Origin of the sequence: Ekhidna sp. (assembly GCF_963691765.1) — a bacterium.
Taxonomy (GTDB): domain Bacteria; phylum Bacteroidota; class Bacteroidia; order Cytophagales; family Cyclobacteriaceae; genus Ekhidna.
This window is the reverse complement of sequence record NZ_OY829375.1, coordinates 155,076-167,577: the sequence shown is the minus strand read 5'-3', so window position 1 is coordinate 167,577 and position 12,502 is coordinate 155,076. Positions and strand designations below refer to the sequence as shown.

Genomic DNA, 12,502 nt, shown 5'->3' with positions numbered 1-12,502 from the left:
TTTGATTTATATGGTGAATATACGAAGGTTAAAATTATATGTTTCGTTTATGTCGAAATTGATGAATTTAAATACAAAGAGCCCGAGAGTAGTACTCCACGGGCTCTTACGACTAACCTGAGAATAACCTATGTCTTAGCTTTCTTCATTACATTCATCTTCCCACTCATCCCATTCTTCACCTAAGTCTATATCTTCAGAAACACCGTTTTCTGTTACTGTTACAATGTTGTCACATTCACCATCTCCATAGTCAATACTGTATGTGCCTGATTGGCCTTCATAAGTATAACTACCTGATTCTTGTCCGCTCACGTAGATCCAGACGTCATCATTCTCGCAGTTGAAGTCGTAGAAGAGTGGGCTGTCTACTTGAGAGCTAAATGACTCGCCTGTGCTAACTGTTATTGATTCTGATCTGCTTTGAACAGTATACCCATCTTGATCTACTTCTTCAGAACCTTGCGCTACATAATCAACTTCAATTAACTGTTCGCCAGTAGATACTTCGTCTGTTGAATCGTGTCCAAACTCCATATAGCTTGTTTTTAAATCAGCGCTAAACTGGTAGGATGCGTTGTAGTAATATTCAGGTGAATCTGCTGGTTCTGATGTTTCGTTTATTTCTTCCCATGTACCACTGTAGCTGTGAGTACCATCGATCGTCCAATCATTTCCACCAAAGTTGGTGTATGTGGCTGTAGAACTAAATCCTGACTCAGAGTAAGAACCTTTCTCTACTAATTTTCCTTTAAGAAATTCTCCGTAGTAGTTACATCCGTCACCAAAGTCTAAGGTAAATGTATAGTTACCATTGCCATCGTCTTCCCATGTTTCAAATAAACAAATAGGCTCTTCAACATCAGTAAAATCTTGTGAGGTTCTACCAGAACTTCTGAACATTGCTGAAGGAGATTTAGCTGATCTTCCATTTGTGGCATTTTGGAAGTTTCCAAAAAGAGCTCCCATTGGACCTCCAATACCATTGCTTCTTAGTTTGTCCAATGCTGAGTTAGAATTAACCAGTAAGTTTTGGGACACTACATTTTTTTGTAATGGATTTGGAGCATCAGTCTCTTCATTACAAGACCATACTAGGACTGCCATGGCGATCCAAAGTGAGGCGATAATTGGTTTCTTCGTTTTCATAAGTATTTCGATTATTGTGTTTCGAAAGTGGTACATGTACCGAAGAAATTACCCTACCAAAAATTTACATTTTTATAAAAAAGGGCCTTTAGAAGCGAATGTTGAAGAAAAAATTGGGTGTGAATCCTAGGAGATATGTGTCTAGTGGTACTACTTCTAAGTCGTCAGTAGCTCCAGCTGTATTGCTCTGTTCATCAAATATGTAGCGTACAGTATATTTCCTGGATCTGATGTTTCTACGATTTAAGATATTGAAAAAGGTAACGCCCGATTCACATTTAAGTGGCCCAATATTGAAGTTGTATTTTGCTGAAATATCCAACCTTTGGTATGCCGGTAACCTTGCTTGATTTATCCTGTCGAGGTTGTAAAACGAGACTGAATCATTGGTGATGCTAAATTCAGGATTGGCAGGAGTATAAGACTGCCCGGTTCCTAATAATAACACACTTGACAATTCCCATTTACCCAACTTCAAGATATTGGTGAAATTCAATTCATGTCTCTGGTCTTGCAGCGAAGGGTAGGGCTGGTTTTGATTAAAATACCAAAATGAATTTTGAGACCTTCCTAATGAGTAGCTGATAAGAGAGGTAAATGTTCGATCTCTGTACTTAATGAAAAGGTCTAGTCCTTCCGCATTGTTTTCTCCGGAAAGATTGAGTTCTTCTAAACGTAGCGCATCAATTATTTCTGGAGGCAATACTAAAAATTGATTCTCAATTATGCCTTGTGTGCGCTTATGGTAATATTCTAAATCAACTGACCACTTTTCCCATTTGAAATTACCTCCAAAGATGAAATGCGTACTTCTCTGAACGGGGATGATTTTATCGTCAGCCAAAATCCAATAAAATTGGTCGGTATTTTGAAGAATGGATAGTGATGTCTGCGTAATGTATTGATGGTGGAATGATGCTGCTCCTTTCAATGTAAATCTGTCAGAGACTTTAAATCCTATATCGAATCGTGGTTCTAAATACCATTTTCCGGTGGGTTCATAGTAGGAGGAACGCAATCCTAAATTGGCTATGATGTCGTTTCTTTCAAATTGATAATTCCCATACAGACTAAATATATTGGCTTCGATGTTTAGCGTATCGCTGTACTCATCTTCGAGGGTTGATATTTCTTCAAAGAACCCTTGAGTTGTTTGGTACTTGGTATTTATTGAGTTGAGTTCTATTCCACCATAAAGTGTATTCTCATTATTTATTTCTACCTCATTGTGGGATTTGATAGTTACGTCGCCGACCGAGCTACTAACCGAATAATTAAAAAAGGTAAGAGCAGTATTTGCAGCAATACTATCTTCAGCAAATGAGACATCTTCAAAGAATGTCTGAGTGATCGACAATGATTCTTCTTCTTTATACTCTGAAGCACTAAGAGTAGTGCTGTTAAACCAATTGGGTTTTATCTGGCTCTTTAGATTCATGCTTATCCCTGCGTTGGACCAGTCTGAAAGATCAAGAACTGTGTATTCGGAAAAATCATCACCTTCAATATAGTTTGCGGAATAGTTGTCCTCGCTCAAATAGAAATTGATATCGAAGAGCGATCGTTCACTAAAACGATGCTGAAGTTTAGCATTGATGTCGTAGAATTTTAATTTGGGAGAAAGCCCTATGCTGTTTAGTTCCGGACTTATTGACTCTAAATAGTTTTGCCTGCTTGATGTAAGAAATTCCTTATACAGATCTGAATTAATAATATCTGTAAAAGACTGCCTGAATGCCACCAATGCAGATGTACGATTGCCTACTGGGATATTTAATGTGGTATTAAAAGAAAGCATGTTCAATCCTGCACTTCCATTAAATCCATCTACACCGCCATTCTTGCCAGCGACATCTACTACTGATGAAACTCTTCCTCCATATTTAGGACCAAAGCCTCCTTTATATATGCTTACATTATTAATTGCGTTGGGATTTAGTGTGCTGAAGATCCCAAAAAAGTGATCCAGATTGTATAATGTGAAGCCATCCATCAAAATGAGGTTTTGAGATGGAAGGCCACCACGCACTACCAGTCCGGAAGACGTTTCATCAGTTGCTCGAACACCTGGCAGTAGTTGCAAGGTCTTAAAGACATCAGTTTCGCCTAGCATTGGAAGGGAGTTGAATTGCAGCGGATTTAAGCTAAAGAAAGAAGGTGTAGGACTGTAATTGTCTAACTCTGCAGTCAAGACCACCTCAGGTAATTCTTGAGGGTTTTGATTAAGTCTGATGGTTAGATTTTCTTGGTTAGGTGGAACTTTCAACTCTAACTTCTTATAACCTATGTAGCTAACCGTAAGCGTGACTGTATCTTCAGTAGGAGGTAGATTGAACCTTCCATTTTGAGAACTTAATGTTCCTTTATTTTCTGATTGTACATGAGCAAAAGCCAGGGGTTCGCCACTGCTTTCATCGAGCACTTGGCCAATCAAGGATACGGGTTTGGGTTTGGGCTTGCTCTTGTTAGGAATAATTAGATAAATACCGTCTGTTAATTTTAAATCAAAGGGTAGTTCCTCAAATATTTGACTTATCAATTCTTCTTGAGAACTCGATCTGATCTTTTTGGTGATCTTATGTTTTGATAGCTCTCGAGGGCTATAGGAGAATTTGAGGTTGTACTTTTTTGAAAGCGATTTTACAATACTTGTTAGTGATTCATCACTTGCAGATAAATCAAATCTTTGTTGGGCTGACAGGATTGTGGTCAGGCACAATAATGTGGTAGTAACAAGTACTCGCATTGCGCTTTATTCCGGTTCCTCTATTGAATATGTTCCTTGTGCAGTCTTTTGATAGCCTAACCCTAATGGTAAGCATACCATTTCAAGAGCACTCTCTACATCTTTGTTCGTGAAGTATCCATTAAATATATAATCGGTGCTGTCCGATAGATTCACCTTTACATCAAATTGGCGCTCAACCTCACGCAATACATCTGATAGTCTTTGATCGCTGAAATAGAATACCCCAGCTTGCCACCTTCCCACCAGATTTTCATCAATCTTTGTCTTTTTTACCGTATCGGATTCTAACCTGATCGATTCACCTGGAGTGATCAGCTCACTAACACTTTTGGTGGGAATATCCACTTTTACTTTCCCTGTTTTGCACGCTACTTCAAACGTAGAGTCACGTGCAAAAACATTAAAAGAAGTACCCAAAACTTCTACAGAACCGATGGAGGTATTCACTAAAAACTTTCCACCTTCTACTACTTCGAAGAAAGCTTCACCATTCAATGTGACTATTCGATCCCAATCTTCTGAGTAGCTCACACTTGAATTAGCATTTAAGATTACCTGAGAACCATCAGGAAGATTCAAAGTTTTTGATTCCGCCGCAATGGTGTTTTGTTCAATTAATATGGGCTCAGAGTCATTGAGAGAAACGATTGCTAGCGTTGCAACAAGGATAATAGATGCTGCAATACTTACATACTTCCAAATGGGAATGGACTTGGTTTCTGCTTCTAACTCCTCTTCAATTTTGCTCCAAATTGCTTCTTTTCCTCTGCCTTTTGGGACGCGTGCATTGGATGCTCCTTGAAGAAATTCTCCAAGTTCATCATTCACGTTTTTTGATTCGTGATTTAGTACTTCGTTATATTTCTCTAAATCATCCATTCTTTAAATGTTCACCCCCAAACTTTCCCTTATTAAACTTAGTGTTTTGCTCATCCTTTTTTCTATCGCTTTCACACTAAGGTTTAGTCTTTCTGCAATTTCTGCATATTTCAATTTATCTATTCTATTCATTAAAAACACTTCCCGACAGTCATCAGTAAGACTTTCAATGACCCGGTTGAGTTTTTGCTCAAATTCTGCCTCTTCCATCTGGAATTGTGGTGAGTTAGCATTTGAAGAAATCTCAACCGTTGAAGACTTTTGATGTTCTCTAACAACTTTTTGATGGTTAAAATGATTCATCAATAAATTGTTCGCGATGGTGTACAAGAGGCTTTTCACCGTATCCATTTGGATTTCATCCCGCTTATTCCAAACCTTAATAAAGGTTTCTTGCACTAAATCATCTGCAACATCTACATCTCCACATTTGTAATACAAAAATCCACGCAAGCTCTCGAAATATTCATCGTAGAGCCTCTTCAGATCTTCTTTTTTTAGTGGACGGATGACTTTCATTTGAGTATTACAACTTAAATATACATGCCTGTCCATATAATTCCTTTATCTCTACAGATCAATTGAATTTTACCCTACTGTTTTTTCGAATTAAGTTTGATTTTATATGGTATCGAAGACTCAAATCAAATCAGCCTTGCTGGATCTCCTTGAGAAAAAAATTGACAGTGTTCAAGTTGAGCTTACTGCAATACGTGATTCTGCTAATTCTGAAACTAAAAGCAGTATGGGGGATAAGTATGAAACCAGTAGAGAAATGATGACCCAAGAACAAAATAGGCTTGGAGCTCAGCTCAACTTACTTGTAGATCAGCTGAATGCCTGCACGATGATTGATACTGATAAGATTTTTACCGAGGTTTCATATGGTTGTTTAGTCCAGACAGATAAGTCACACTTCTTCCTGAGTGTTGCTGTTGGTCAAATTACGGTGAATGGTCAATCCTTTTTTGCTATCTCTGGTGAAGCTCCGATCGCAAAAGCGATGGTTGGCAAGAAGGTTGGTGAGCCTTTTACCTTCAACAAAATCACTCAAAACATAGAGCGTATACAATAAAAAAAGCCGACGATTGTCGGCTTTTAAACGATTAGGAGATTACTAACTAGTAAAGATATTCTAGCGCAATTACATCGAAGTTACCGAACTCGCCATCTTCATTTCCTGAAAAACAAGCTACCATCATTGAGTTCGAATCGAAACCAGTTGGCGTTCCTGGGATATGGATTGCACCTACACCTGCGCTGCCTTCGTTTCCACCAGAACCGCAAGAAAGAGATCTGTTGAAAAAGTCAGTGTGACGAAGACCAACCGAGTGACCCATTTCGTGCGTGATAATGTGCTCAGTAACGTTTGTTCCAAAACCACTCGTTCCAGATTGGATTTGAATGAACTTGTTAGGCTGTCCACCAGAAGGGAATCCGGCAGATCCACCACCGCTTCCACTTACTTTGTACACTACCATATCATAAGCCTGATAGTTAGTTCCAAATGCAAGCGTGAAGTTCAGACCAATGTTAATCCTGTTGTAGTTGTTTACTGCCCATTGAAGTGCAGTTCTCATTGTATTGTCTAGCGCAAAAGATCCACCAGTGTAACCAAGTACAGTGATTGTCTGGTTATTGCTAACAAGATTGCTGGTTCGATATTGCTCACCAACTGCTCCGATGTGAGCAATTGAGCTTTTGAGCATTTCCTTCATTTGATGCTCTGGAATTAGAATATCACCTTCGATTTGGTAAACTTTAGTAGTCTCTCCCGTTAAAGGGTTGTGATGCTCTTTTAATTGAACTCCTTGAGTGTCGAATCCAAGGTCATCCAGTTGAGCCAAAACATTGTCAGAAATCACATCAGCTTGTGGATCATCCTCAGAAGAACAAGAGGTAAAGCCAAAAGTTAACATCATCGCTAACACACACGATAGTGCTAAATTTAATCTTCTCATAATAAAATTAGGTTAAACAATTTTCCAGCAATATAAAAGTTCTTTTTATGGATAAAAAAACAATATTCTATTATTTATCAACATTATCACCTGATAATCAAAATAAAATTCTTTTAAGAATTAAATTAATACAATTAAAATTGCTATAAATCCAATTTTAATACAATAATATTTGATCAAAACATTATAACTGCGAATAATATTTTATCATATATAATATGTTGTCTTTTGCCTAATTTGGCGAACCAATGAGAGGATATTTGCTGATTGTGTTAATGATTGTTTTGACAACTATATCTTTAGCCCAAGATTTAGATGGTTGGAGAGGTGTCATTGTTGAGGAATATTCTGAGAAATCATCGAAAAGTGATGAGATATTTTTAGTAGAGGCTACTCGTTCAAGTATTCGAAGTTCTGGTGATGGAATAGAAATCTTAAAAACGTTTGATGAAAATCACTACATCGTGAAAGGAATTCCATCTCAAATAATGGGTAGGATATGGAGTGTTGATTCGGATTGGAAATTAGATATCGAAGAAAAAGCATCTCACTCATTGCACTATGTGTTGGTTGCAGATTCTTTCAATAAATCCGAGTTCGCAGGATTGAAGGTTATCAAGTCTTATCCCCCCAAAAATATTTTTCTTATCCAAGGTAAAACAGATCTTGTCAAAGAGCTTCTTCTTGATGATCCCAATATTTATCACATTACCAATAAGGTATATAGGCCCTTCGTAGAGAGTAGGGTTATTGATATGAATTTGAATCCCAACAGGGTCAATAGAATTCATCACTCATTTCCAGAGTTAGATGGTTCTACTGAGACCGTATCAATCCAGGAAAACTATTTCGATATTGATGATATCGATTTATTGAATAGGAGTCTAGTTTCTGGTTTGGAAAGCGAATTTGTTGATAATCATGCCACAGAGATGGCTACGATAATTGCAGGAAAAGGAAATTCTTTCATTACGGGGAGAGGTGTTGCATCTGATCTCACAATTATATCTTCAGATTTTTTGGAGCCAATGCCTGACCCTGATCAGCATTACCTAAATTTTGGTATAAATACTCAAAATCATTCCTACGGAATCGTTCGAGAAAATGAATACGGAATTGAGGCACGTGCTTTTGATCAAAGTGTCAATGAAAATCCAAACCTATTGCATGTTTTTTCAAGCGGTAACCAGGGTGCTGAGGTTTCTACAGATGGCGCGTATGTAGATATTGAAGGATACGCGAACTTGACTGGCAACATCAAAATGTCAAAAAACTCTTTGGTTGTAGGCTCAGTGGATACTGTAGGTAGTATCCCAGCTTTTGTATCAAGAGGCCCGGCATATGATGGAAGGGTAAAACCTGAAGTTGTTGCTTATAGTGTTGTTGGAAGCTCCAACTCAGCAGCGTTGGTTTCGGGGGTTTCAGCTTTGCTTCAACAGCAATATCGAATAGATAACGCTTCTGATATGCCAGCAGCATTAGTAAAAGCTTTACTTATTAACAATGCAAGAGATGTTGGATCAGAGGGGTTGGATTTTCTTACTGGTTATGGAAATATTGACGCTTGGAGATCTATGCAGGCGCTAAGAAATACGCAATTTGCAAGTGGGGCAGTGTCTGATGGTGAGACTGTTTCTTTCGATTTAGGCATTCCTGCTGATGCCGTCAATCTGAAAGTGACCCTATGCTGGACTGATTTGCCGGCCAATGTAAATGATGCGAAGGCGCTAGTAAATGACTTGAATTTACGGGTAGTGGATGGTGCTACGGTTGTTCTTCCATGGGTCTTGGATGCCTCGCCAAATGTGAATTCACTTTCGAAAGCTGCAGTAAGAGGTGTTGATGATTTGAACAATGTAGAACAAGTGACGATCACAAGTCCAGGTACTAACTATACGGTAGAAGTCGAAGGTGAAGAGGTTACTGGAGATCAAACGTATTTTATTACGTGGCAATATGAAACAGACGATACATTCGAATGGGATTTCCCCACTGGAAGTGACAACATGCCTTACAATGGTGAGTCTGGTTCATACTTCAGGTGGAATACAACAAAAGTTGGCACAGGGGCTCTTTCTTACTCAGCCGATGATGTGAATTGGATAACACTTGATTCTAATATTGATTTATCTGACGAGTATTGGAGGTGGAATAATGCTCCATTTCTTGGAGATGATGTGCGAGCTCGTATGGAGATAGATGGCGAATTCTTTGAGACAGATTTATTCACGCTATCTGAGCCACTTACCACGAGTGTTGGATTTAATTGTGGTGATTCCCTTTTGCTTAAGTGGCACCCAGTGACTGATGCCATGGATTATACGATCCTTACTTTAGGGACTGAGTCCTTAGATAATTTTGAGACAACTACCGATACTTTTTTTGTGGTTTCGAATGTGAATGAATTACCTACTAACCGATTTTCTGTAAGACCGAATCTTCCAAGCGGTAAAAGTTTACTGCCTGCTCCGACATTTGATTATACGCTACAAGGAGTAGGGTGCTATGTCTTTTCATTCTTTCAGACCGTAGCATTGGATACCGGCATACATTTAAATTTGACTTTAGGCACCACATATGGAATTGATAGAATTGAATTTGAGCGTAACGATTTTATTAACGGGTTTCAGCAAATTGGCTCCATAACAACTTTTGATGGAGAGGAGTATTCTTTCCTGGATGAAAACCCCAGTCAAGGATTTAATGAGCACAGAGCAATTATCTATTTTATTAATGGAGAGGAATTGGTATTCTCAGCGGGAACTTCCTTTTATCTCACTGAAGAGCCAATAAGAATCTTTCCTAACCCAATTCAACCAGGGGAAGATTTTTCCATACTCACTCGTGAATTTGAAGATCGAACGCCATTAATAGAATTTATTGACCAGAAAGGAGCTTTGGTTTTCTCTAAAGAAGTACAGGGATCACAAGACTTTATTTCTACTACTAATTTTCAATCTGGAGTTTATTTCTACAGGCTCTATGCTGATGGAGAAGTCTATACAGGACTCGTCTCTATTAGATAATAGTAAATTATAATACCTGGTATTCAGCCAGTTACCTGATTTTTTGCTTTTTTTTATAGATATTAAAACTTTTTTCCTTTGAGGTTAATCCTTGAATAAACCTAATCGGTATGAAGAATAGTTTTGAAGTAATCGATCGGATCTTATGCAGGCTAATCAGATAAGAGGAACCATGGTGCCTATGGAAGCGCTGATTGAGAAAGCAATGACTGGTGATGAGTTGTCATTTAATCAGTTGGTGAATCTTTGGTACAAGCGCATATTTAATTATGTATTGAAGCAATGCTCTGACGAAAGCTTGGCTGCTGACATTACCCAGCGAACCTTTATCTCGGTGTTTAAAAATTTGAAAAAGCTCAAGGAAATAGGGAGCTTCAAGCCATGGATATATAGAATAGCAACCAATTTTTGCTATCAAGAAGGAAGGAAGCAAAGCAAGTCTAAGACAGTACCATTCACAGTTACTAAAAATGATGAAGGAGAATCCACTATAAAAGAGGAGGGTGAGGCAGAAGGTGTTTTTTATAACCCAGAGATGAGTTATCGGCAATTAGAGTTGGAAAAGATTCTTTTTGAATGCCTTCAAGAGATACCATCCGATCATCGTAGTGTGATTATAATGAAGGAGTATGAGGGGATGAAGTTTAGAGAAATAGCAGATGCATTAGAAACCTCGGAAAATACAGTCAAAACATGGTTGTATAGAGGGTTGAAAATGTTGAAGAAACAGCTAGAAGAAAAAAATATAACGAAAGAAACTATAAGCTATGAGTTATAAACCAGAAGAATCGACACTGATATCTTACCTCTATGGTGAATTGTCAGGGGATGAAAAGCAGAAGATAGAAGATTATCTCTCAAGCAACCCAGAAGCAAGGAATGAGCTCAGTGAAATGAAATCAGCATTGGGTATAATGAGTCAGTTGAAGGATAAAGAAGTTGATGTGCCTTCATTTACATTCGATAATACCTCTCGTATTGTCGTAGCTAGTGGTACTGCTGTTCATTTTTGGAGAAAATCCTTAGCGATTGCTGCAAGTATTGCAATCATCTTGTTTATGGGATATTTGACTCAATTCAACGCGTCATACGATAGTGATGGATTTAAACTTGCATTTGGTGAAACAGAGCAAGGTTATAACCAAGAGCAAGTAGCATCAATGATTGCAGATGCTATAGCTAAGAACAATGTTGATATGAATCAAGTGCTTGCTAGCTCAGAAGCCGGAATGCGTGAATATGTTAGAGATAACAATCAATCACTCCAAAATCAGTTAGTACGCCAGGTAAGTAATAATCCGGTGTCAGAATCAGATTTTGAACATGAGCGCCAAGCATATCTCGACTATTTGAAACAGCTGATTGAGGATTCGGAAACCTCACAAAAGAAATATATGGATCAGGCGATGACGGATTTTGCCATCTTCCTGGATATCCAAAGACAAAATGATTTGGAGGTAATTCAAACACGGTTTGAAAATTTTCAGGACAATGCAGAGCTGAATCAGTTTCAAACCAATCAAATTCTTGCAAATCTTATTTCAAGTGTAGAAGAACCTGTCCAACAACCTAACCAATATTGATAATAGGTAAAAAGTAAAATGATGAAAATGACTAGTAAAATAATTTGTGGAATCGCGCTTATCGCATTGACATTTTCCACTGCATACTCGCAAAAATTCGATGAAAAGCGCATGGAGCGTGATCTTAAAATTGCGGAAGATATTCTAGGTACCTTATCAAGAGGTGAAAGTGGAATACGTTTCAGTAACAATATAGAAAGTAACTACATGCCAGACTTTGGTGTAGTATTTAGCATACCTAAAGTGAGTTACATCTACACAAGTCAAGGCAGTAATGTGGTCTATGGGAACGGAAGACGGACATATGTCATTAGTTCGGATGACGATGATGATGATGATGAAATTGCTGTAGTGGATGCTAAGAAATTAGAGGAGGATAGAGACAAAAAATCTAAGGAAGCTGAAGAAAATTTAAAAGAGCAGATGACTATCTTCCTCGTTGACTATGCAGATTTGATTGGACAATTGAAGCCTTCGGATAGGATAGTGGTTCAATCTAGGGGTACCGATAGTCGCATATTCTATATCAATAACAATTCAAGAAATAAGAAGGGTAGTTTGACTGCTCAAATCATGAAAAGTGATTTGATCGCATATAAGCAGGGTAAACTGGATAGGGAAGGAGTGATCAAGAAAATTTCGTTTAAATCACCTGAGGAGAATTCAGCAGAGTCTAAAGACCTGGAGCTTTTTGCTACAATTTTTGCCAGACTTTATGAGCCTGACCTTTCCTCAACGTATTACAGCTCTTCACGCTCGCTTGGTTATACTACTTTAGAAGGATTCGGTGTCACCTTCAGTATGAAGGTGTACTCTTCGAGTAGTGATAATGGTTGGCATACAATCAGAACTACTGGTGAGAGCGGCTTGACAAGTGAGGAAAGAGACAGTAAGGTGAATGCCATGTATCCTGAATTTGAACAGACCTTCAAAGAAAATCTGATGGATTATGGTAGAACTATCAAGAGCTTAGCTGCAGATGAAACGTTAGTGTTTAAGGTGAAATTGACGGAGTGTAGAGGTTGTGAAATGCCAGAGGAGATCGAAGTGAGCGTGAAAGCTAAAACGCTTCAGAGCTATGCTAAGGGATCTATTTCAAGAGAAGCAGGTATAGGACAGATCACTGTCAAAAAGAAAGGATAGGATTAAATTAAT

At 38.2% G+C, this 12,502-nt stretch carries 10 protein-coding genes; 5 read left to right on the top strand and 5 right to left on the bottom strand.

Annotated elements, in window-relative coordinates; genetic code table 11:
• Positions 1 to 135: 135 nt before the first annotated feature.
• From ACY650_RS00780 to ACY650_RS00765, 4 genes are all read right to left on the bottom strand, one after another.
• Positions 136 to 1,149, bottom strand: coding sequence for a hypothetical protein (locus tag ACY650_RS00780; protein ID WP_462250753.1), 1,014 nt, complete (start codon positions 1,147 to 1,149; stop codon positions 136 to 138).
• An 88-nt stretch (positions 1,150 to 1,237) separates the two neighbouring features.
• Positions 1,238 to 3,895 carry a TonB-dependent receptor gene (locus ACY650_RS00775; protein ID WP_462250751.1) on the bottom strand — a complete coding sequence of 886 codons (2,658 nt, stop codon included), beginning with the start codon at positions 3,893 to 3,895 and terminating at the stop codon, positions 1,238 to 1,240.
• 6 nt (positions 3,896 to 3,901) lie between these two features.
• Positions 3,902 to 4,777 (bottom strand): FecR family protein, encoded by an 876-nt coding sequence (locus tag ACY650_RS00770; protein ID WP_462250749.1) that lies wholly within the window; start codon positions 4,775 to 4,777, stop codon positions 3,902 to 3,904.
• A gap of 3 nt (positions 4,778 to 4,780) precedes the next feature.
• Positions 4,781 to 5,296, bottom strand: coding sequence for an RNA polymerase sigma factor (locus ACY650_RS00765; RefSeq protein WP_462250747.1), 516 nt, complete (start codon positions 5,294 to 5,296; stop codon positions 4,781 to 4,783).
• Positions 5,297 to 5,402: 106 nt separating this feature from the next.
• Here ACY650_RS00765 and ACY650_RS00760 point away from each other — a divergent pair, with 106 nt between their 5' ends.
• Positions 5,403 to 5,852 (top strand): GreA/GreB family elongation factor, encoded by a 450-nt coding sequence (locus ACY650_RS00760; protein ID WP_462250745.1) that lies wholly within the window; start codon positions 5,403 to 5,405, stop codon positions 5,850 to 5,852.
• A 46-nt stretch (positions 5,853 to 5,898) separates the two neighbouring features.
• Here ACY650_RS00760 and ACY650_RS00755 read toward each other — a convergent pair whose 3' ends face one another.
• Positions 5,899 to 6,738, bottom strand: coding sequence for a M57 family metalloprotease (locus ACY650_RS00755; RefSeq protein WP_462250743.1), 840 nt, complete (start codon positions 6,736 to 6,738; stop codon positions 5,899 to 5,901).
• A 248-nt stretch (positions 6,739 to 6,986) separates the two neighbouring features.
• Here ACY650_RS00755 and ACY650_RS00750 point away from each other — a divergent pair, with 248 nt between their 5' ends.
• The 4 genes from ACY650_RS00750 (at position 6,987) to ACY650_RS00735 (ending at position 12,490) form a co-directional block, all read left to right on the top strand.
• Positions 6,987 to 9,764 carry a S8 family serine peptidase gene (locus tag ACY650_RS00750; protein WP_462250741.1) on the top strand — a complete coding sequence of 926 codons (2,778 nt, stop codon included), beginning with the start codon at positions 6,987 to 6,989 and terminating at the stop codon, positions 9,762 to 9,764.
• 145 nt (positions 9,765 to 9,909) lie between these two features.
• Positions 9,910 to 10,542, top strand: a complete 633-nt coding sequence (locus ACY650_RS00745) for an RNA polymerase sigma factor (RefSeq protein ID WP_462250739.1) — start codon at positions 9,910 to 9,912, stop codon at positions 10,540 to 10,542.
• On the top strand, positions 10,532 to 11,347 hold the full coding sequence (locus ACY650_RS00740) for a hypothetical protein (RefSeq protein WP_462250737.1): 816 nt from the start codon (positions 10,532 to 10,534) through the stop codon (positions 11,345 to 11,347). Before ACY650_RS00745 ends, ACY650_RS00740 begins: the two co-directional genes overlap by 11 nt.
• Positions 11,348 to 11,374: 27 nt before the next feature.
• A complete protein-coding gene (locus tag ACY650_RS00735; RefSeq protein WP_462250735.1) occupies positions 11,375 to 12,490 on the top strand; it encodes a hypothetical protein in 1,116 nt (371 codons plus the stop codon).
• The last annotated feature ends 12 nt before the right edge of the window (positions 12,491 to 12,502 follow it).

Coding starts and splice junctions, on each gene's coding strand:
- ACY650_RS00780 (WP_462250753.1), bottom strand. CDS start 1,149: ATGAAAACGAAGAAACCAATTATCGCCTCACTTTGGATCGCCATGGCA.
- ACY650_RS00735 (WP_462250735.1), top strand. CDS start 11,375: ATGACTAGTAAAATAATTTGTGGAATCGCGCTTATCGCATTGACATTT.
- ACY650_RS00775 (WP_462250751.1), bottom strand. CDS start 3,895: ATGCGAGTACTTGTTACTACCACATTATTGTGCCTGACCACAATCCTG.
- ACY650_RS00760 (WP_462250745.1), top strand. CDS start 5,403: ATGGTATCGAAGACTCAAATCAAATCAGCCTTGCTGGATCTCCTTGAG.
- ACY650_RS00770 (WP_462250749.1), bottom strand. CDS start 4,777: ATGGATGATTTAGAGAAATATAACGAAGTACTAAATCACGAATCAAAA.
- ACY650_RS00750 (WP_462250741.1), top strand. CDS start 6,987: ATGAGAGGATATTTGCTGATTGTGTTAATGATTGTTTTGACAACTATA.
- ACY650_RS00755 (WP_462250743.1), bottom strand. CDS start 6,738: ATGAGAAGATTAAATTTAGCACTATCGTGTGTGTTAGCGATGATGTTA.
- ACY650_RS00745 (WP_462250739.1), top strand. CDS start 9,910: ATGCAGGCTAATCAGATAAGAGGAACCATGGTGCCTATGGAAGCGCTG.
- ACY650_RS00740 (WP_462250737.1), top strand. CDS start 10,532: ATGAGTTATAAACCAGAAGAATCGACACTGATATCTTACCTCTATGGT.
- ACY650_RS00765 (WP_462250747.1), bottom strand. CDS start 5,296: ATGAAAGTCATCCGTCCACTAAAAAAAGAAGATCTGAAGAGGCTCTAC.